Source organism: Micromonospora sp. CA-111912 (assembly GCF_050948415.1).
In the GTDB taxonomy this organism is placed as follows: Bacteria; Actinomycetota; Actinomycetes; order Mycobacteriales; family Micromonosporaceae; genus Micromonospora.
In genome coordinates, this window is the sequence record NZ_CP192007.1 from 6,902,553 (window position 1) to 6,922,500 (window position 19,948).

Consider the following 19,948-nt stretch of genomic DNA (forward strand, 5'->3'; position numbering starts at 1 on the left):
TGGTCTGCTCGGCTCATCGCGGTTATGACCAGGTCCGCTCAGTCAACTGAGACCGGACGAGGAAACGCCCGGCGGCTCCGAGCGGAGCTGCCGGGCGTTTCGCCCTGCTATATGGCGGTGGCGGCGGGATTTGAACCCGCGGAGGGCGTAAACCCTCACACGCTTTCGAGGCGTGCTCCTTAGGCCACTCGGACACGCCACCGCCGAGAAGGGTACAGGACGCCGGGTCTGGACGCCGAACCGGTATCGCCCGGACCGGCCTGGCAGGATCTTTGCCATGAGTACGCACATCGGCGCGAAGCCGGGAGAGATCGCCGAACGGGTCCTGATGCCGGGTGACCCGCTGCGGGCCAAATGGATCGCGGAGACCTACCTCGAGGGCGCCGAGTGCTACTCGACGGTTCGGGGCATGCTGGGCTTCACCGGCCGCTGGAACGGCGTGGAGGTCTCCGTCCAGGGCTCCGGCATGGGCATGCCGTCGGCCTCCATCTACGCCCACGAACTGGTCAACGACTACGGCGTTAAGTCCCTGATCCGGGTCGGCTCCTGCGGGGCGCTCGCCGAGGACCTCCAACTGCGGGACGTGGTGGCGGCGATCGGCTCCTCCACCGACTCGAACATGAACCGGATGCGCTTCGACGGGCTGATCGACTACGCCCCGGTCGCCGACTTCGGGCTGCTGCGTACCTCGGTCGAGGTGGCCGAGCGGCGCGGCGTCGCCATGCGGGTGGGCCCAATCCTCGCGGCGGACGCCTTCTACACCGACCGCCCCGACCTGTACGACACGCTCGCCGACTACGGCGTGCTGGCCGTGGAGATGGAGTCCGCGGCGCTCTACACGATCGCCGCCCGGTTCAAGGCCCGGGCGCTGACCATCCTCACGGTCAGCGACCACATCAAGACCGGCGAGAAGACCACCGCGGAGGAGCGCGAGCAGACCTTCTCCCAGATGGTCGAGATCGGCCTGGACACCATCATCGCCTGACCACTCCCGTACCCCAGGGTCGCGCTCGATCCGGGAAACAGTGGCGTCCGGTTGCCCCGGAGGCCACCACATCCGGGATCGAGCGCGACCCTGCCCAATCCCCGGGCCACGCCGCCGGCGGAGGCCGCGCCTCAGCGGAAGAAGGCTCGCAGGACGGCGGAGTTCTCGGCCTCCAGCACTCCCCCGTACACCTCGGGGCGGTGGTTGAGGCGGCGGTCGCGCAGCACGTCCCAGAGCGAGCCGGCGGCCCCGGTCTTGGGCTCCCACGCCCCGAAGACCACGGTCGGGATCCGGGCCAGCACGATCGCCCCGGCACACATCGTGCACGGTTCGAGGGTCACCACCAGGGTGCAGTCGTCGAGCCGCCAGCGGCCCAGGCGCTCGGCGGCCCGGCGCAGCGCCAGCACCTCCGCGTGCGCGGTCGGATCCCCGGTCAGCTCCCGCTCGTTGCGCCCGGCTGCCAGCTCGGTCCCGTCCGGGCCGTAGACCACGGCGCCCACCGGCACGTCGTCCACTGCCGGGCCGATGACGGAAAAATCCGGGCCAGTGACGGAAAACTCCGGGCCGGTGACGGAAGGCTCCGGGCCAGTGACAAGCGGTTCCGGGCCGGTGACGGCCACCTGGAGCGCCCGGCGCATCCACAGCTCATGCCGCTGCCGGCGGCCGGGCCCGTCCAGCTCCGCCAGGCCCTCGTCCGCGCCCGGGCCGACCCGCCCGACCGCGCCCGGGGTCGGCTGGCCCGGTCGCACGGGCCCCAGCGCCGGGTCGGTCGCATCGGCCGGCTCGGCGGCACCCGTCGCTGCCGACCCGCCGCCGGCCAGCCCGGCCCCGCCGGTGGAGGGCGGCGGATCAGACGCCACGCAACTCCTCGACCTCGTCCGCGCATCCGAGGATCTGGCACACCTCGGCGGTGACGTCGGCCGGCAGCATCCCCTCGTGCGTGCAGAGGGCCAGCAGCCGTTGCGCGGAGATGCCCAGGTCGGCCAAGAGGTCCGCGTCGCCGACCGGGTCGGCCTCCGGGTCGACCGCCGGCTGCTCGTTGTCGTCGTCGCCTGCGGTCGCATTCGACCGGGGCTCCTCGGTGTCGTCGAAGTCGGTGACCGACCCCTTGAGGTCCCCGACCAGCAGGGCGCCGAGCCGGGACTCCTCGGCGTAGGCGGAGTCGGAGCCGAAGACCCGCAGGTCCTCGGCCTCGTCGAGGCGCAGGACGACCAGGTAGGCATCGTCGGCCTCGACGAAGAGCAGCGACAGGTCGGCGTCCGGCTCGACGTCGCGCAGCCGGTCGGCGACCTCGTCGACGTCGGTGGCGCCGCGCAGGTTCACCTCGGCGGCCGTCCAGCCGCCCTCGTCGCGCACCACCGCGGCAGCGAAGTACGACACGGTCCCCCCAAATAGCCTCGGCACTACTCGCCGACTCGTTACGCGTGCACGGTAACCGGTCGGATCGGCAGGCGACCGGTCAACGCCCCGAAGGGCCGGTCAATCCCGTGGAAAGTGTGGTGTGCCGGCTCAGCCGTCGACGCGACGCCGGGTGGCGATCAGCTGCCGCAACTGCTCGGTGCGGGCGCGCTGCGGCCGGTCCTGCCTGCGTACCGCCCGGGCCCCCGCCAGCTCGGCGAGGATCTGCAGGCGGCGGCGGCTCCGCTCGGGGTCGGGGCGGGAGGTGGTCCAGGCCATACCGCCGAGGGTGCGCCGTCGGAGCGGGTACGTCAAGACGGGACTTCCCTGCGTAGCCGGGCCACCACCATCGGTGCTCGGCCGACCCGGCCGGACCGGCCGGCGGGTGCCTGCCACCGGGCTGGTGGTGGCGCGGCGGGGTGCGGTCACCGACCTCGCGCCGCCCGCTGCGGTCTCACCACAGGGGCCAGTCGCCGACGCTCGCCCAGCGCACGGCGACCACGGCGGCGGCGACGCTCCAGCCTCCGGCGGTGACGATGGCGACCCCGGTGGCCACCCCCCGGTCGCCGAACCGGACGAGCGCCAGGGCGGCCAGCCAGGCCAGCCCGCCGGCGAGGACGGTCCACCAGGCGTATCCGGGGACGTCGCGGCCGAGCAGGCCGAACAGCACCAGCCAGGCGGCGGCGAGCGCGCCGCCGGAGGCGACGCCCGCCCCGGTGACGGGGTGCGGTTCGCGCCAGGTCGGCCGGGCCGGCGGCACGGAGGGGAAGAGCCCCGAGGGGGTACGCGAACCGGGACGCCCCGGTTCCGGGTGGGTCGGGAGGGCAGGCTGCCACGTCGTCACCGTCACTCCTTCCGAGCCGGCGCTCCCGCACCGGGCGGTCGGCCAGCCCGGGCGGTCCGGCCGGCGCGCGGGACGGGTGCCGGCGGCGCCCCGGACCGTACCGGCCCAACCGTAACCGTTCTGTCAGGATGAGCGGATGTCCTCGCGCTTCTCGCGCCGGCGCCGCGCGCGTGTGGCGTACCCGGTCCTGCTGCTGCTCGCGCCGGTGCTGGCCGCCGGCTGCTCGGCGCCGCCGTCCGCCGCGCCGAACAGCGGCGGGTGGGTCGGGCCGACGGCCCCGGCCACCGCCGGTCAGCCGGCCACGCCGACGGCCTCGCCGGCACCGACGGCCTCGCCGGCACCGACGGCCGCCCGGGCGTCGGCGTCGGCGTCGCCGACCCGGGCCGGCCTGCGGCACGTCTTTCCGGTGCGCGCAAGCAACGTCGACTACCACCCGACCCACTCCGCGTACCCGGGCACGGACATCTTCGCCGACTGCGGCGAGCCGGTGGTGGCGGTGACCGACGGGACGATTCTCGAGGTCAGCCGGGTGGACCGGTTCGACCGGCGGGGACCGCTGGGGCCGAACAACGGGGGCCTGTCGGTGTCGCTGCTGGGTGACGACGGGGTGCGCTACTACGGCTCGCACCTCAGCGCGATCACCGCGGGGATCGACGTGGGGGACCGGGTGCGGGCCGGCCAGCAGGTCGGCAGGGTGGGGCGGACGGGCAACGCGAACAACGTCTGCCACGTGCACTTCGGCATCTCGCCTGCCTGCACGGGCCGGGGCGACTGGTGGATCCGGCGCGGGGTGGTCTGGCCGGCCCGTTACCTCGACTCGTGGCGGCGGGACGGCAACCGGGAGCCGGCCGCCGAGGTGGGCGCGTGGCGGCGCAAGCACGGCTGCCCGAAGGCCCCGACGGCCGGCGGCGAAGCCGGCTGACCGGCCCGGACGGGCCGCCCGCTGGGAGCGGACCCGACCCTCGGCCAATCGCGACATCACGGCTTAACCGGTCCGACACATTGACGCATGTCTCGGCAAGCGGTTAACGTCCTTTCGTGAGAGAGCGCTCTCACAGAAGACGAACCTCCCGATTACCACCAAACGCCGCCGCCGGCCGGTCCGGCGTCCCCGCGCGATGGAGGCACCCGTGACACCTCCCGCACCACACCGCCACCGCCTCTGGGCCCTCGCCTCGACCACCGTCCTCGCCCTCGTCGCCGGCGGCCTCGCCGTCGCCGCCAACACCGCCCCCGCCGAGGCCGCCCCGGTCGGCGCGGGCAGCTACACCACCACCCCGGTCGGCCCGTTGCCCTCCGGGTGCGGCCAGCTCTCCACCAACCCCCGGCAGTTCGTCACCGCCGACGCGCCCGCCGGTGCCGTGCCCACCAACGACTGGTGGTCGTCGCTGCTGTTCAAGCGCACCGACTGCGCCTACAGCGAGCCGCTGCACGCCCACCCGCTCTCCTACGACACGTTCACCGACGGGCTGGGCTTCTCCGCCAACTCCACCCCGGCGATCAGCGGCACCGCCACCGGCGTCGGCGAGTTCCACTACCCGTACGTGCAGGACATCCGCGTCGGGGTGGCCGGGCTGGCCGCGCCGACCGTGAAGGTGGCCAACTGGACCGACTGGACCGTCACTCCGTACTGGAGCGATGGGGCCCGGACCATGCGCGCCACCATCGGCCACGGGCTGCCGCTCGCGTACTTCCAGACCACCGGCGGCGACGCGGTGGTCAGCGCCAACAGCACCCCGACCGTCTGGTCGAACAGCGGCGCCACCATCGGCTTCACCGTCGCCGGCCACGACTACGTCGGATACGCCCCGACCGGGGCGAGCTGGACGGTCAGCGGCGGCCGGATCTCGTCCACGCTGGCCGGCAAGGGCTACTTCTCCCTCGCCCTGCTGCCCACCACCGCGAGCAGCACCGCGCAGGAGCGCGCCGACCTGGCCGCCTCCTACGGCCGGTACGCGCACGCCCACGTCACTGGCACCCGGGTCTCGTACGCCTACGACCAGGCGAGCAGCCGGATGACCACCACGTACGCGTTCACCACCACGGCCCGGGAGGGCACCGCCACCCAGACCGTGGTGAGCCTCTACCCGCACCAGTGGAAGGCGCTGACCGGGTCCACCCCGATCACCCAGAGCTACCCGTCGGCCCGGGGCCGGATGAAGGTGCTCACCGGCGTCAGCCAGTTCCGCACCGCGATGACCTTCCAGGGGGTGCTGCCCGAGCTGCCCGCCGTCGGCGACGGCTCCGGCGCCGACCTGACCACGCTGCGCGACCAGCTCGCCGCCGTCCGGGGCAACCCGATGGACCAGCGCGGCGGGGACACGTACTGGACCGGCAAGGGCCTCGGCCGGGCCGCCCGGATCGCCGAGGTTGCCGACCTGGTCAACGACACCGCCACCCGGGACAGCGCGCTGAACGCCATCCGGGCCACCCTCACCGACTGGTTCACCGCCTCGCCCGGCAAGGCCGCGAAGGTCTTCTACTACGACCAGAACTGGGGCACCCTGATCGGCTACCCGGCGTCGTACGGGTCCGACCAGGAGCTCAACGACCACCACTTCCACTACGGCTACTTCATCGCCGCGGCGGCCACCCTGGCCAAGTACGACCCGCAGTGGGCCACCGACGCCCGCTACGGCGGCATGGTGGACCTGCTCATCCGGGACGCCGACAACTACGACCGCAACGACACCCGGTTCCCGTACCTGCGGGACTTCGACATCTACGCCGGCCACGACTGGGCCTCCGGGCACGGCTCGTTCGGCGCCGGCAACAACCAGGAGTCCTCGTCGGAGGGGATGAACTTCGCCAACGCCCTGATCCAGTGGGGCCAGGCCACCGGCGACACCGCCGTCCGCGACGCCGGCATCTTCCTCTACACCACCCAGGCGGCGACGATCCAGGAGTACTGGTTCGACCACGCCAACGAGAACTTCCCGGCCGCCTTCGGGCACTCCACGGTCGGCATGGTGTGGGGCGACGGCGGGGCGTACTCGACCTGGTTCAGCGCCGAGCCGGAGATGATCCAGGGCATCAACCTGCTGCCGGTCACCGGCGGCCACCTCTACCTCGGCTACGACCCGGCGTACGTCCGGACCAACTGGGCGGAACTTGTCCGCAACAACGGCGGGCAGCCGACGGTGTGGCAGGACATCCTCTGGCAGTTCCAGGCGCTCGGCGACGGCAACGCGGCGCTGTCGAGCCTGCGGGCGAACCCCGGCTACACGCCGGAGGAGGGCGAGAGCCGGGCGCACACCTTCCACTGGATCCGCAACCTCGCCGCGCTCGGCACCGTCGACACCACGGTCAGCGCGAACCACCCGCTGAGCGGCGTCTTCATCCGCAACGGGGCACGGACGTACGTGGCGTCGAACATCACCGCGGCGCCGATCACCGTCCGGTTCTCCGACGGGACCACGCTCGCGGTGGCGGCCGGGAAGACGGCCACCACCGGGGCGTACACCTGGAGCGGCGGCAACGCGACCGGCGGCGGCCCGGGGCCGTCACCGACCCCGACCCCCACCGGCCCGTCGCCGACCCCGACCCCCACCACCACCCCGCCGCCGGCCGGCTCGTCGACGCGGTACCTGCTCACCGGCGGCGGCCTCGGGGCGGTCGGCAGCGCGGCCACCACGACGGTGGCGGCGGCGAACGGCAACCACGACGGCACCCCGACCAACGCCCGGGTGTTCACCGCGACCGGCCTCAACTTCGGGTACGCCGGTGGGCAGACGTCGTTCGACCTGTTCCTCGACGCCGGCGCCGCAGTCGGCAACGGGGTGCAGGTGCGGGTCTCCTACGACCTGACCGGCAACGGGAGTTGGGACCGGGTGGAGACGTACCGCTACTTCGCCACCGACCCGGTCGCCGGGTACGAGCACTACACCCAGGCCGCCGGGTTGGCCTCCAGCAGCGGGACGCTCGGCAACCTGACCGGCGGCACGGTCAGGGTGGAGGTCTGGTCGGCGATCGGCAACAACCCCACCACCCTCGGACTCGGCAACCAGTCGATCGTGAAGCTGCCGTACTCCTGACCCGACGCACCACCATCCCCGCGCCGCCGGTCGTCCCCGACCGGCGGCGCGGGCGCGTAGGTTGCAGGGCATGACCGCCCGGGACCCCGTCGCCGACCTCCGCCGCATCGCCTTCCTGCTGGAACGGGCCAACGAGGCGACGTACCGGGTCCGGGCGTTCCGGTCGGCGGCGAAGGTCCTGGCCGCGCTGCCGGCGCAGGAGGCCGCCGAGCGGGCCCGCGCCGGGACGCTCACCGACCTGGCCGGGGTCGGCGACGTCACCGCGCGCTGCGTCGCCGAGTCGCTGGCCGGCGAGGAGCCGGTCTACCTGCGCCGACTGGTCGCCACGGAGGGCACCGACCTGGACGCCGCGGCCACCGCGCTGCGCACGGCGCTGCGCGGCGACTGCCACACCCACTCCGACTGGTCTGACGGCGGCTCGCCGATCGAGGAGATGGCGCTCGCGGCGGTCGAGCTGGGCCACGAGTACGTCGTGCTGACCGACCATTCCCCCCGCCTGAAGGTGGCGCGGGGGCTGACCGCGGACCGGCTGCGCAAGCAACTCGACCACGTGGCGGCGGTCAACGCGGCACTGCCCGAGGGGTTCCGCATCCTCACCGGGATCGAGGTGGATATCCTCGCCGACGGCTCGCTGGACCAGGACGAGGAACTACTGGCCCGCCTCGACGTGGTGGTCGGCTCGGTGCACAGCGGGCTGAGCGACGAGCGGGGCAGGATGACCCGGCGGATGCTGGCCGCGATCGCCGACCCGCACCTGGACATCCTCGGCCACTGCACCGGCCGGATGGTCTCCTCCCGGCCCGCCGGGGTGAAGGGGCCGGGCGACCGGGCGCACCGGCCGCGTACCCGGGCCGAGAGCGACTTCGACGCGGACGCCGTCTTCGCCGCCTGCGCCGAGCACGACGTCGCCGTCGAGATCAACTCCCGCCCCGAGCGGCAGGACCCGCCGAAGCGGCTGATCCGCCGGGCCCTGGAGGCCGGCTGCCGGTTTGCGATCAACACCGACGCCCACGCCCCGGGGCAGCTCGACTGGCAGCGGTTCGGCTGCGAGCGGGCGGCGCTGTGCGGCGTCCCCGCCGACCGGGTGGTCAACACCTGGCCGGCGGACCGCCTGGTGGAGTGGGCCCGGGGCTGATCAGCCGACGGCGGGCCCGGTCGCCGGCGCACCCCGGCCGCCCCCGTCGGCGGCCGGGGTGGCCCGCCCGTCGACCGCGGGGGCGGCAGTCTTCCCGACCGCCACCGGGCCGGGAGGAGCCCCGGTCGGGCCGGGAGCCCCCGCCGGCCGTCTGCGCCGGCCGAGCAGGCCCTGCGTCACCGCTACCCCGGCCAGCACGACCAGCGCGCCGACCGGCTGGTGCCAGTTCAGCCGCTCGCCGAGCGCCAACGCCCCGATCAGCACCGCGAAGATCGGAATCAGGTAGGTCACCGTGGAGGCGGTGCTCGCCCCGGCGACCCGGATGTTGCGCAGGTTGATCACGAAGGCGAGCCCGGTGCCGAGCGCGCCCAGGGCGAGCACGCTGACGAGCACCTCGGCCGAGAGGCCGGTGGGCATCGGCGGCGCCCCCGCCACCAGCGGCCCCACCACGGCGAGCTGGGCGGTCGCCAGCAGAAGCTGGGCCGCCGACAGCGACAGACCGGAGTGGGAACTGCCCGCGATGAACCGCTTCTGGTACGGGATGGCGAAGCCGTAGCAGGCCGCCGCGCCGAGGCACATGAGCTGGCCGGTGAAGTGCGCCCCGCCGACGCCCTCCCAGACGCCCAGCACCACGAGCACCCCGGCGAAGCCCAGCCCCAGCCCGACCGCGCTGCGCGGGGTCAACCGCTCGGTGCGGAACACCAGCACCGCCAGCGGCAGCACGACCAGCGGCGTGGTGGCGTTCCAGATCCCGGCGAGCATCGACTCGACCCGCTGCTCGCCGTACCCGAAGAGGGTGAACGGCAGGGCCACGCCGAGGGCGGCGGCCACGAAGAGGTGGGCCCACACCCGGGGCTCCCGGGGCAGCCGGTCGCGCAGCAGCGGGAGCACGACGAGCAGGGTCAACGCCCCGGCGGCGACCCGGTAGAGGGTGAGGTGCAGCGGGTGCAGCTCCCGGATGCCGACCTTGATGAACAGGAAGCTGGAGCCCCAGATCGCGGCGAGGGCGAGGAAGCCCGGCAGCCAGCTGCGCAGCGCCGACCTGTCAGGGGTGATGTCCGGTGTCACTCCTGACACTCTGCCGGAGCCGTACGACGAAGTCCCGCTCTTTTCGGCCGTCGTGTCCCGGGCCACAGAAACCACCTAGAGTGGTGGTGCGTTGACCAGCCGAGGAGGTGCCCCCGATGGCGATGCCGATGCGTTTCGACCCGCTCGTCGACCTCGACGGGATCTGGACGACCCAGCTCGCGGAGCGTTACCTCCCGCTGCCGGAGCTGCCCGATGCGCGGTACGAGTGCATCGACGGAAGGTTGGTCATGACGCCCGCTGAGGTCGGCACGAACAGTTACGGCGAGATCGAGCTCGCCCACCTCCTGAAGCCGGCGGCCCGGGCCGCCGGCTTCTACGTCTACGGCCAGGTGAACCTGACCTTCGCGCCGCAGCGCTGGATCCAGCCGGACGTCACGGTGCTGCACGACCTGCCGAAGACCGACGAGGAGGACCGGTGGATCCCGGTCCATCTGTGCACGATGGCCGTCGAGTTCGTCTCGCCGGGCAGCCGCCGGCAGGACTTCGTCGACAAGCCGCGCCGGTGCGCGGAGGGTGGGGTGCCGCACTTCATGCGGGTCGAGATCTCCCGCCGGCTGCGGCACGCGGCGGTCGAGCTGTTCGCCCTCGGCAAGCTCGGTGGCTACGACACCGTCGCGCGGGCGGTCAGCGGAGAGCGGCTGCGGGCCGAGGGTCCGTTCCCGATCGACTTCGACCCGGCCGAGCTGCTGCCCTGAACACGCCAAACAGGTCGGCAGGGCGGCGGCGTGGTCGCGTAGGGTCGCAGCCGTGGGACGAATTGATGACCTCGCCGACCGGTACGTCGCAGACTGGGCTCCGCTGAGCCCGACCGGCGCGACCTATGTCGGCATCGCCGGACACGACGATCAACTGGACGACCTGTCGCCGGAGGGCTACGCGGCCCGGGCCGACCTGACCCGGCGCACCCTCGCCGATCTCGACGTCACCGAACCCGAGTCGGAGTCGGAGCGGACGGCCAAGGAGGCCATGCAGGAGCGCCTCGGCCTGGACCTCGCCCGATACGACACCGGCGAGACGACCAGCGAGGTCAACGTCATCGCCAGCGGCCTGCACGAACTCCGCATGGTGTTCGACCTGATGCCGACCGGGAGCGCCGACGCGCAGGCCGACATCGCCGCCCGGCTCAACCGGTTCGCCGGCGCCCTGGAGGGCTACAAGACGACGCTGCGTGAGGCGGCCTCGTCCGGGAAGGTCAGCTCGAAGACCCAGCTCGTCGAGGTCGCGAAGCAGTGCGACGTCTGGACGGATCCGGACGGCGACAACTTCTTCCACGGCCTGGTCGAGCGGCTCGGCGCGGACGGCACGCTCGGCGCGGAGCTGCGCCGGGGCGCGGCGGCGGCCACCGCGGCCACCGCCGGGTTCGGCCAGTTCCTCCGCGACGAGCTGGCCCCGTTCGGGCGGGACAAGCAGGCCGCCGGCCGGGAGCGGTACGAGCTGGCCTCGCAGTACTTCCTCGGCGCGAGGGTCGACCTCGACGAGACGTACGCCTGGGGGTTCGCCGAGCTGGCCCGGCTGGAGTCCGAGATGCGGACGGTGTCCGGCCGGATCGTCGGGCCGGGCGCGACCGTCGACGAGGCGGTGGCCGCGCTGGACGCCGACCCGGCCCGCACGATCCAGGGCAAGGAGGCGTTCCGGGACTGGATGCAGGCCCTTGCCGACAAGGCGGTCAGCGAGCTGCACGGCACCCACTTCGACATCCCGGAGCAGGTCCGCCGCATCGAGTGCTGCCTCGCCCCGACCAGCGACGGAGCGATCTACTACACCGGCCCGAGCGAGGACTTCTCCCGCCCCGGGCGGATGTGGTGGGCGGTGCCGCAGGGAATCACCGACTTCTCCACCTGGCGCGAGGTGACCACGGTCTACCACGAGGGCGTCCCGGGCCACCATCTCCAGATCGGGCAGACCGCCGTGCGGGCCGGCCTGCTCAACCGCTGGCAGCGGCTGCTCTGCTGGGTTTCCGGGCACGGCGAGGGCTGGGCGCTCTACTCGGAGCAGCTGATGGACGAGCTGGGCTACCTGGATGACCCGGGCGACAAGCTCGGCATGCTCGACGGGCAGGCGTTCCGGGCCGCCCGGGTGATCGTCGACATCGGCATGCACCTGGAGCTGGAGATTCCGAAGGACAACCCGTTCGGCTTCCACCCCGGGGAGCGGTGGACCCCGGCACTGGGCTGGGAATTCATGCGGGCGCACTGCCGGGTGCCGGACGAGAACCTGCGCTTCGAGCTGAACCGCTACCTCGGCTGGCCGGGGCAGGCCCCCTCGTACAAGGTGGGCGAGCGGATCTGGCTCCAGGCCCGCGAGGACGCGAAGGCCCGCAAGGGCGCCGACTTCGACCTCAAGGAGTTCCACCGGCAGGCGCTGGACCTCGGGGCGCTGGGGCTCGACCCGCTACGCCGGGCGCTGGCCCGGATCTGAGGCGACGACGGCGGCCGGGAGCAGGGGCGGACCCCTGGCTCCCGGCCGCCGCGCGATATCCCGGGGCCAGCGTGGCCGCTGGTCCCCGTCCGGCGGGTGGCCGGGTCAGGCCAGGCTGAGCTTGAGTGCCGGCTTCGCGGTCAGGACGTCGCTGTCGACGTACGCCAGGTCGATGACCGGGTCGGTGAAGGTGATCGGAATCGGCGAGGTGATCGGGATGCCGTCCGGGAACGGCAGGTCCGGGGCGAGGGTGATCTTGATGTCGAGCAGTCGCCCGACGAACCGGGTGGCGTAGAAGGCCACGTCGCCCTGGACGGTCAGCCGGTCGGTGGCGTACCGCATGGTCCTCCCGCCAGGGCCGCCGGCCTGGAGCAGGAAGTCGTCTGTGACGGCCTTGTCCATGCTGAACTTGAGCGTCCTGAGCTTGCCCGCGACGGTGTCCAGCTCGACGATCCCCTCGAACCGCAGCCCGGTCATGGTGACCTTTGAGCCGGTGAGCTTCGACGGCTCCGCCGCCACCCGGGGCTGGCCGGGCTCGGCCGCGACCCGGGGCAGCGGTTTGCCGGGCTTCACCTCGCCCGGATCGGTGGGCTTCGGGGTGGCGCACCCGGGGCCGTCCGGGGTGGGCGTGCCGGTGCTGGCCGAGGCGCCCGGGGTGGGCTCGCCGGTGCCGGCCGAGGCGCCCGGCGTGGGCTCGGCCGACGAGGCCGGCCTGCGGGTCGGGGTGACGGTCGCCGCAGGGGTGGTTCGCGCCGTCGCCCCAGGGCCCTCCGTCGCCCCGGCGGCCCCGGTCCCGCCGGCCGCCGGCGCGTCGTCGCCGCCGGTGAGCAGGTCACCGATGCCATCGGTGCTGTCGGTGATCAGGTTGCCGCCCGATGTCCTCCCCGGGATGGGACTCGGGCTCGGGCTCGGGGTGGGGGTGGGGCTCTCGCCGGCCGGGTCGGACACCGACGGACTCACGGCGGTCGGGCTCGCGCTCGTGCGGGACGGGGTGGGGCAGAGCATGGCCGACGCGGCCTGCACGGGGCTGTGGTCGGGCAGCGCGAGCGCCCCGACGGCCGAGACGCTGAGCAGCACCAGGGTGATCGCGAGCAGCTTCGAGTCCTGGTACGGGCCGACCGAGCCGACCGGCGGCAGCAGCTGGGTGCTGTCGTGGTCCCGGGCGGCGGGCGACGGCTCGCGCAGCGGGTTTCGGGGCCGGGTGTCGGTGAGCGGGCCGGCGACGTCCTCGCCCGGCTCCGATCGGGGTATCAGCTCGTCGACGAGCGCCGGTTCGCCGTCGCGCTCACTGTCGTCCGGCCGGGCGGCCGGCTCCGGCTCGGCCGGTGCGGTGGCGGTGGCCGGCCGGCGGTACGGCACCCAGGCGAAGCCGAGGGCGCTGCCGACCATGCCGAACAGCAGGCCGACGAAGAAGCCGCCGAGGTTGACCCCGATGAGCGAGAAGACGGCGGTGACCGCGCCGACGATCGCGTAGAACATCCGCTGTTGCGGGGTGAACCACATCAGCATCCCGCAGGCCACCAGGATGACCGGGATCAGCCAGGACAGGAAGCCGGTCGGCCCCGTCTGGAAGGTGAGGTCGCTGAGGCCCATCTGGGTGGTGAAGAAGATCTCCACCCCGGCCAGCGCGGTGAACAGCCCGCCCCAGAAGGGTCGGCTCCGTCGCCAGCGGCGGAAGCCGCGCCACGCTTGACTGAGCCTGCCCGACCGGGCGTGCTGCGGGTTGGCGGTCGTCACTACTCCTCCTGGCGGTGTTCGCTGGTCACGGGGCAGGACCGAGGCCCGTGGACGACACCCTCCACGGTCGGGGGCGGCTCAGAAGCACTCCTTGGCGTCCTTGCCCATGTTGACCTTCAGCTTCAGCCCGTTGAGGGTGAAGATCGCGGCGCTGGTGGAGCGGGTCACCTGCTCGACCCCGATGATCGTGACGTGGTCGGCGCTCTGCCCGAAGGACTTTGGGGCGGCCCCGGAATTAAGGTCGGTGGCGTCCCGGCCGATCTTGATGTTCTCGAAGGTGGCGTCGCCACCGAGGGAGTCCATGTCGATCAGCAGGCCCTTGGCGGTCGCCGGCTTTCCCCCGCCCCCGGCGTTGATGGTGAGCACGATCGGCATGTCCGGCACCTTCATCGACTGACAGAGGTCGTAGAGCTCGGCGCTGGTGATCTCGGAGACGGCCACCGGATGGGCGGTGCCGTCCTGCTCCCTGACGAACCCGCCGTACTGCTTGAAGCCGTCGCCCTCCAGCTTCGAGGCCCCGACCTTGAAGGTCTGGCCGGAGACGGCGAACGACGCCGCGATCGCGCCGTTGGCCATGCCGAAGACGATGGCGCCGGCGACGGCGGTCGCGGGCACCATCATCGCGGCGAAGCGCCGCCAACGGGTGCCGCCCTGCGGCAGACGGTCTTCCGAATCCTTCACGGGTCCTCCTGGGACGGAGCCCACCGAGCGCGGTGGCCGCTCGGGAGGGGAAGCTGCGGTGTGGTGGTGCCGCGGTCCGCCGCGCCCGGCGGACGGCGCGGGCTGCGGATTGGATGCTCCCGCGAAGGGAGCCGGCTCACAAGACCCATGCTACTGACCGGTAACCATCTCGCGATATAGAGATCGACATCGATAACCATGAGTCAACATCCGCCGGTGAATCCACCCGGGCAAATCGGGCAGAGCGCAGCAGGGCGCGCCCCATGCTTCACGTGGGGTAGTCGCGATACCCGGCGGTAACTTTTTGGTAACGAGAGACTGAAAAGCCGCTGCGAGTGATCCACCGGCTCCGCCGGTCGCGCCGAGACCCACTCCGGGTCCCCGCGCAGCGCGGCCGCCCGGTCGAGCCATCCGCCCCCGTACGGCAGCACCCGCTCGTCCGTCTAGCACCCGCCCACCCGGCAACGGCCGCCTGGCCCGGAACGAACCGGCACCGGGGCGGCGACGCACACCCGGTGCGGCTGGCGTCGACACGCTGCGCGGACGAGGTCGGGGCGCAGACTGCCGCTCCGCCCGGCCGTTGGTTACCGTAGGTGTCTTCCGGGTGGGGGCCACCCCGCGTGGTACGTACCGATCGAGGTTGCTGTGACTCTGTACGGCGAAACACGACCGCCCGCCGATGACCGGCCGACCGTCAAGGTGACTGCGGTGAGCTGGCCGGACGACGAGCCGGAGCCCAGCGCGGCGACCGTCCCCGGCAGCGGCGGGCCGGGCCCCCGCTCCCGGCGACTGCGGATCCTGCTTGCCGTCGGCGTCACCACGGTGGTCCTGGGCGCCGTGGCCGGTGCCGGCGCGTACGCCTACGCCGGCGACGTTCCGCGCGGCACCAGCGTCCTCGGCACCGAACTCGGCGGACGCAGCCGCACCGACGCGGTCCGGGACCTGCGCACGGAAGTGGACCGGGCCAGCTCTCTCACCGCCCCGCTACGGATGACCGTCGGGGAACGGACCGTCGAGGTCAAGCCCGCCGACGTGGGGCTCACGGTGGACGTCGAGGCCACCGTCGACGCGGCAGCCAGAGCACGGGCCCACCCGGTGAGCCGCCTCGTCGGCTCCCGCACCGTCGCGCCGGTGGTGACCGTCGACGCCGCCCGGCTCGACGCCGCCCTGCGCAAGGCCGCCGGCGACCAGACCCGCGAGTGGACCGTGCCGGCGATCATCTTCACCGGTACGACCCCGAAGCCGGTCCGCCCGAAACCCGGCCTCACACTCGACCCGCAGCGCTCGGCCCAGGCGGTCCGGGACGGCTGGCTCACCGGCCAGCCGGTGACCGTGCCGCTGGTGGAGACCCGGCCGGCGACGACCGACGAGGAGGTCAGCCGGCTCGTCGCCGAGCTGGCCCGCCCCGCCGTCGCCGCCCCGGTGACGCTCCGCACGCCCAAGGGCGCGGTCACCATCCCGCCCACCGCCATCGCCCGGGGCCTGCGCTTCACCGCCGACGACAGCGGGAAGCTCACCCCCCGCATCGACGTGAAGCGGCTACGGTCCGCCCTCGGCGGCAAGCTGGACGCCATCGAGGTGGAACCCCGCGACGCCCGGATGGCCGTCACCGGCGGCAAGCCGACGCCGATCGACGGCCGGCCCGGCCAGCAGCTCGACGCGACCGCACTCAGCCGCGACCTGCTCGCCGTGCTGCCCCGCACCGACGACCGCACCGTCACCGGCCAGCTCAAGGAGACCCAGCCGGAAGTGACCACGGCGAAGCTGGCCGGCCTCGGCATCAAGGAGCGGGTGTCCCGCTTCACCACCCACTTCACCGGCGGACTCTCCTCGCCCCGCAGCCAGAACATCGTCCAGGTCGCCAAGGAGGTCGACGGCACCGTCGTGCTGCCCGGCGAGACGTTCTCGCTCAACGGCCACACCGGCGAGCGCGGCTACGACCAGGGGTACCAGGACGCGCCGGTGATCCTCGACGGCAAGCTCGTCCCCGGCGTGGGCGGCGGCGTCTCCCAGTTCACCACCACCCTGTTCAACGCGACCTACTACGCCGGGCTGGAGGACGTCGAGCACAAGCCGCACTCGTACTGGTTCAGCCGGTACCCGGCGGTCATCGAGTCGACGATCTTCTGGCCGAACCTCGACTTCAAGTTCCGCAACAACACCCCGTACGGCGTCCTCATCGACACCTCGCACACCGCCGGCTCGGTGACTGTGGCGATCTGGAGCACGAAGATCTACGACAGCGTCAAGACCGAGTACGGCCCCCGCCGGGGCATCACCAGCCCGAAGACGATCCACCTGGAAGCCGGCCCGTCGTGTATCTCCAGCAACGGCATCGACGGCTTCACCCAGGATGCCTTCCGGATCATCAAGAAGGCCGGCAAGGTGGTCAAGCGGGAGAAGTTCACCTGGCGGTACCTGGCCGAGCCCCGCTACGTCTGCGGCCGGGCCGGCGACTGAGCGCCCGTCGGGCCCCAGCACACGAATGCCCCGCCGGCAACGCCGGCGGGGCATTCTCCATCGGGTACGTGGGACGTCACCCCGGGCGGTCGCTCAGGGCCGCGCTGCGGCCAGCCCCTGGCGTACGCCGGCCGCATCGAGGTCCGTGCCGTAGACAGGGGTGTCCGGCTGCTGCCGCCAGCTCTCGTCGAGGGTGCCGGCGTCGACCGGGTCGAAGCCGAGGGCGTCGACCAGCTCCATCACGATCCGCTTGGCCTCGGCGTCGTCGCCGGCCACCGGCAGGGCGATCCGATCGGCCGAGCCGGCGGGGTGACCGTTCTCCAGCAGGTGCTGGGCCTGGATGTTGTTGAACGCCTTAACCACCTGGGCGCCCTTGAGGTGCTCGGCGGTCCACCGGCTGGAGCTGAGGCTGCGGTCCAGCAGCTCGGCGATGTCCCCGTCCCGCTGCGCGTAGTAGTTGTCGGCGTCGACGACGACCTTGCCCTCGAAGAGTTCCGCGGGCAGCGCCGGAACCGCCAGCAGCGGAATCGCGATCACCACCAGGTCGGCATGGTCGACGGCCTGCTCCACGGTCCCTGCGGTCGCTCCCGTCTCCTGGGCAAGCTCGGTGAGGGACGCCGGCCCGCGTGAGTTGGCCACCGTCACGTCGTGACCCAGGGCGCGCAGCCGACGGGTGAGGGTGCCACCGATGTGCCCCGACCCGATAATTCCGATCTTCATGACCACTCCTGCCTCCGCCTGTCGGCGGTCAGATCCGGTCGAACTGTGGGCAGGTACCCCGACCCGCGCGTCCCAAGAGTGCTGGAGGCATACGCCACGTACGGTTTCCCGGCCACGATCGCGGGGAACGCCGCGTCGGCGGGTCCCTCAGCGACGCTACCGAGCCCGGTGGCACCGACGGGAGGCGTTCCCGGAAATGGTCACGGAAACGCGTCAGGGCCACCCCCGAAGGGGTGGCCCTGACCGAAAGATGTCCGGCGGTGTCCTACTCTCCCACACCCTCACGAGTGCAGTACCATCGGCGCTGGAGGGCTTAGCTTCCGGGTTCGGAATGTAACCGGGCGTTTCCCCTCCGCCATGACCGCCGTAACTCTATCGACATATCAAACAACACCACAACAACTGGTCTGTTGTTCATTTGTCGAGAGTTGCACAGTGGACGCGTAGCAGCTTAGTAGTCAAGTCCTCGGCCTATTAGTACCGGTCAACTCAACCCGTTACCGAGCTTACATTTCCGGCCTATCAACCCAGTAGTCTAGCTGGGGGCCTTACCCCACCAAAGTGGGTGGGATACCTCATCTTGAAGCAGGCTTCCCGCTTAGATGCTTTCAGCGGTTATCCCTTCCGAACGTAGCTAACCAGCCGTGCCCCTGGCGGGACAACTGGCACACCAGAGGTTCGTCCGTCCCGGTCCTCTCGTACTAGGGACAGCCCTTCTCAAGTATCCTACGCGCACGGCGGATAGGGACCGAACTGTCTCACGACGTTCTAAACCCAGCTCGCGTGCCGCTTTAATGGGCGAACAGCCCAACCCTTGGGACCTGCTACAGCCCCAGGATGCGACGAGCCGACATCGAGGTGCCAAACCATCCCGTCGATATGGACTCTTGGGGAAGATCAGCCTGTTATCCCCGGGGTACCTTTTATCCGTTGAGCGACACCGCTTCCACTCGCAAGTGCCGGATCACTAGTCCCGACTTTCGTCCCTGCTCGACCTGTCAGTCTCACAGTCAAGCTCCCTTGTGTACTTGCACTCAACACCTGATTGCCAACCAGGCTGAGGGAACCTTTGGGCGCCTCCGTTACCTTTTAGGAGGCAACCGCCCCAGTTAAACTACCCACCAGACACTGTCCCTGAACCGGATAACGGCCCGAAGTTAGAAACCCAAATCAACCAGAGTGGTATTTCAAGATTGCCTCCACCCATACTGGCGTATGGACTTCACCGGCTCCCACCTATCCTACACAAGCTAATTCGGATACCAATGTCAAGCTATAGTAAAGGTCCCGGGGTCTTTCCGTCCTGCCGCGCGTAACGAGCATCTTTACTCGTAATGCAATTTCGCCGGGCCTGTGGTTGAGACAGTGGGGAAGTCGTTACGCCATTCGTGCAGGTCGGAACTTACCCGACAAGGAATTTCGCTACCTTAGGATGGTTATAGTTACCACCGCCGTTTACTGGCGCTTAAGTTCTCCGCCTCGCCCCGAAGAGCTAACAGGTCCCCTTAACGTTCCAGCACCGGGCAGGCGTCAGTCCATATACATCGAATTACTTCTTCGCATGGACCTGTGTTTTTAGTAAACAGTCGCTTCCCCCTGCTCTCTGCGGCCATACAACGCTCCACCCGCAAGGGGCTTCACGTCTCCGGCCCCCCTTCTCCCTAAGTTACGGGGGCAATTTGCCGAGTTCCTTAACCACAGTTCGCCCGATCGCCTCGGTATTCTCTACCTGACCACCTGTGTCGGTTTGGGGTACGGGCCGCTAAGAACTCGCTAGAGGCTTTTCTCGGCAGCATAGGATCACTGACTTCACCTGAATCGGCTCGGCATCACGTCTCAGCCTTAATGTGTTGCGGATTTGCCTACAACACGGCCTACACGCTTACCCCGGCACAACCACCGGCCGGGCTCAGCTACCTTCCTGCGTCACCCCATCGCTTGACTACTACCCGCCAGGTTCCCACACTCCCCAACATCCATCCGAAGACATCAGCCAGTTCACGCGGTTAGCACAACAAGGTTCATCATGGGCGCTCTTTCGCGGGTACGGGAATATCAACCCGTTGTCCATCGACTACGCCTCTCGGCCTCGCCTTAGGTCCCGACTCACCCAGGGCGGATTAGCCTGGCCCTGGAACCCTTGGTCATCCGGCGGAAGGGTTTCTCACCCTTCTTTCGCTACTCATGCCTGCATTCTCACTCGTGCCGCGTCCACAACTGGGTCACCCCGCTGCTTCACCCCCGGCACGACGCTCCCCTACCCATCCACACACCTGCACAAGGAATCAAGTCCAAGCAAAGTTAAAATGTGAATGCCACAGCTTCGGCGGTGTGCTTGAGCCCCGCTACATTGTCGGCGCGGAACCACTTGACCAGTGAGCTATTACGCACTCTTTAAAGGGTGGCTGCTTCTAAGCCAACCTCCTGGTTGTCTATGCGACCCCACA

At 71.0% G+C, this 19,948-nt stretch carries 15 protein-coding genes, 1 tRNA gene and 2 rRNA genes (1 of these 18 running past the window's edge); 7 read left to right on the forward strand and 11 right to left on the reverse strand.

Annotation, left to right across the window (positions count from 1 at the left end; translation table 11 throughout):
- Positions 1–112: 112 nt before the first annotated feature.
- Positions 113–202: transfer RNA gene (locus ACQPZO_RS29515), tRNA-Ser, on the reverse strand.
- A 75-nt stretch (positions 203–277) separates the two neighbouring features.
- Between ACQPZO_RS29515 and deoD the strand changes: the two genes are divergently transcribed.
- Positions 278–985 carry a purine-nucleoside phosphorylase gene (deoD, locus tag ACQPZO_RS29520; protein ID WP_433345364.1) on the forward strand — a complete coding sequence of 236 codons (708 nt, stop codon included), beginning with the start codon at positions 278–280 and terminating at the stop codon, positions 983–985.
- Between the two features lie 131 nt (positions 986–1,116).
- Here the strand turns inward: deoD and ACQPZO_RS29525 are convergent, their stop codons facing one another.
- The 4 genes from ACQPZO_RS29525 to ACQPZO_RS29540 all read right to left on the reverse strand — a co-directional run bounded on the left by ACQPZO_RS29525 (position 1,117) and on the right by ACQPZO_RS29540 (position 3,227).
- Positions 1,117–1,623: a nucleoside deaminase gene (locus ACQPZO_RS29525; protein WP_433351338.1), complete on the reverse strand. Its 507-nt coding sequence runs from the start codon at positions 1,621–1,623 to the stop codon at positions 1,117–1,119.
- Positions 1,624–1,834: 211 nt separating this feature from the next.
- Positions 1,835–2,365 (reverse strand): tRNA adenosine deaminase-associated protein, encoded by a 531-nt coding sequence (locus tag ACQPZO_RS29530; RefSeq protein WP_433345366.1) that lies wholly within the window; start codon positions 2,363–2,365, stop codon positions 1,835–1,837.
- A 129-nt stretch (positions 2,366–2,494) separates the two neighbouring features.
- Positions 2,495–2,698, reverse strand: a complete 204-nt coding sequence (locus tag ACQPZO_RS29535) for a hypothetical protein (protein ID WP_433345368.1) — start codon at positions 2,696–2,698, stop codon at positions 2,495–2,497.
- Positions 2,699–2,837: 139 nt separating this feature from the next.
- Positions 2,838–3,227: a hypothetical protein gene (locus tag ACQPZO_RS29540; RefSeq protein WP_433345370.1), complete on the reverse strand. Its 390-nt coding sequence runs from the start codon at positions 3,225–3,227 to the stop codon at positions 2,838–2,840.
- A 136-nt stretch (positions 3,228–3,363) separates the two neighbouring features.
- On the opposite strand from ACQPZO_RS29540, the gene ACQPZO_RS29545 reads away from it, so the two are divergent.
- The 3 genes from ACQPZO_RS29545 to ACQPZO_RS29555 all read left to right on the forward strand — a co-directional run bounded on the left by ACQPZO_RS29545 (position 3,364) and on the right by ACQPZO_RS29555 (position 8,396).
- Positions 3,364–4,149 carry a M23 family metallopeptidase gene (locus ACQPZO_RS29545; RefSeq protein WP_433345372.1) on the forward strand — a complete coding sequence of 262 codons (786 nt, stop codon included), beginning with the start codon at positions 3,364–3,366 and terminating at the stop codon, positions 4,147–4,149.
- A gap of 208 nt (positions 4,150–4,357) precedes the next feature.
- The gene (locus ACQPZO_RS29550) at positions 4,358–7,261 is read left to right on the forward strand and encodes a glycosyl hydrolase (protein ID WP_433345374.1); all 2,904 of its coding nucleotides are present in this window, start codon (positions 4,358–4,360) and stop codon (positions 7,259–7,261) included.
- A 70-nt stretch (positions 7,262–7,331) separates the two neighbouring features.
- Positions 7,332–8,396 (forward strand): PHP domain-containing protein, encoded by a 1,065-nt coding sequence (locus ACQPZO_RS29555; RefSeq protein WP_433345376.1) that lies wholly within the window; start codon positions 7,332–7,334, stop codon positions 8,394–8,396.
- Here the strand turns inward: ACQPZO_RS29555 and ACQPZO_RS29560 are convergent, their stop codons facing one another.
- Positions 8,397–9,464: a DMT family transporter gene (locus tag ACQPZO_RS29560; protein ID WP_433345378.1), complete on the reverse strand. Its 1,068-nt coding sequence runs from the start codon at positions 9,462–9,464 to the stop codon at positions 8,397–8,399.
- Positions 9,465–9,580: 116 nt separating this feature from the next.
- Between ACQPZO_RS29560 and ACQPZO_RS29565 the strand changes: the two genes are divergently transcribed.
- Positions 9,581–10,180 (forward strand): Uma2 family endonuclease, encoded by a 600-nt coding sequence (locus ACQPZO_RS29565; protein ID WP_433345380.1) that lies wholly within the window; start codon positions 9,581–9,583, stop codon positions 10,178–10,180.
- Positions 10,181–10,232: 52 nt separating this feature from the next.
- On the forward strand, positions 10,233–11,903 hold the full coding sequence (locus ACQPZO_RS29570; protein WP_433345382.1) for a DUF885 domain-containing protein: 1,671 nt from the start codon (positions 10,233–10,235) through the stop codon (positions 11,901–11,903).
- A gap of 105 nt (positions 11,904–12,008) precedes the next feature.
- Here ACQPZO_RS29570 and ACQPZO_RS29575 read toward each other — a convergent pair whose 3' ends face one another.
- Positions 12,009–13,640 carry a DUF6114 domain-containing protein gene (locus tag ACQPZO_RS29575; protein ID WP_433345384.1) on the reverse strand — a complete coding sequence of 544 codons (1,632 nt, stop codon included), beginning with the start codon at positions 13,638–13,640 and terminating at the stop codon, positions 12,009–12,011.
- Between the two features lie 78 nt (positions 13,641–13,718).
- A complete protein-coding gene (locus tag ACQPZO_RS29580; RefSeq protein ID WP_433351340.1) occupies positions 13,719–14,261 on the reverse strand; it encodes a DUF6230 family protein in 543 nt (180 codons plus the stop codon).
- 705 nt (positions 14,262–14,966) lie between these two features.
- Between ACQPZO_RS29580 and ACQPZO_RS29585 the strand changes: the two genes are divergently transcribed.
- Positions 14,967–16,781 (forward strand): VanW family protein, encoded by a 1,815-nt coding sequence (locus ACQPZO_RS29585; protein WP_433345386.1) that lies wholly within the window; start codon positions 14,967–14,969, stop codon positions 16,779–16,781.
- 93 nt (positions 16,782–16,874) lie between these two features.
- On the opposite strand, the gene ACQPZO_RS29590 is transcribed toward ACQPZO_RS29585, so the two are convergent.
- The 3 genes from ACQPZO_RS29590 to ACQPZO_RS29600 form a co-directional block, all read right to left on the reverse strand.
- On the reverse strand, positions 16,875–17,501 hold the full coding sequence (locus tag ACQPZO_RS29590; protein ID WP_433345389.1) for an NADPH-dependent F420 reductase: 627 nt from the start codon (positions 17,499–17,501) through the stop codon (positions 16,875–16,877).
- A 252-nt stretch (positions 17,502–17,753) separates the two neighbouring features.
- Positions 17,754–17,870: ribosomal RNA gene (rrf, locus tag ACQPZO_RS29595) — 5S ribosomal RNA — on the reverse strand.
- An 85-nt stretch (positions 17,871–17,955) separates the two neighbouring features.
- A 23S ribosomal RNA gene (locus tag ACQPZO_RS29600) occupies positions 17,956–19,948 on the reverse strand (it continues 1,115 nt past the right edge of the window).

Coding starts and splice junctions, on each gene's coding strand:
- deoD (WP_433345364.1), top strand. CDS start 278: ATGAGTACGCACATCGGCGCGAAGCCGGGAGAGATCGCCGAACGGGTC.
- ACQPZO_RS29525 (WP_433351338.1), bottom strand. CDS start 1,623: ATGCGCCGGGCGCTCCAGGTGGCCGTCACCGGCCCGGAACCGCTTGTC.
- ACQPZO_RS29545 (WP_433345372.1), top strand. CDS start 3,364: ATGTCCTCGCGCTTCTCGCGCCGGCGCCGCGCGCGTGTGGCGTACCCG.
- ACQPZO_RS29555 (WP_433345376.1), top strand. CDS start 7,332: ATGACCGCCCGGGACCCCGTCGCCGACCTCCGCCGCATCGCCTTCCTG.
- ACQPZO_RS29565 (WP_433345380.1), top strand. CDS start 9,581: ATGGCGATGCCGATGCGTTTCGACCCGCTCGTCGACCTCGACGGGATC.
- ACQPZO_RS29580 (WP_433351340.1), bottom strand. CDS start 14,261: ATGATGGTGCCCGCGACCGCCGTCGCCGGCGCCATCGTCTTCGGCATG.
- ACQPZO_RS29590 (WP_433345389.1), bottom strand. CDS start 17,501: ATGAAGATCGGAATTATCGGGTCGGGGCACATCGGTGGCACCCTCACC.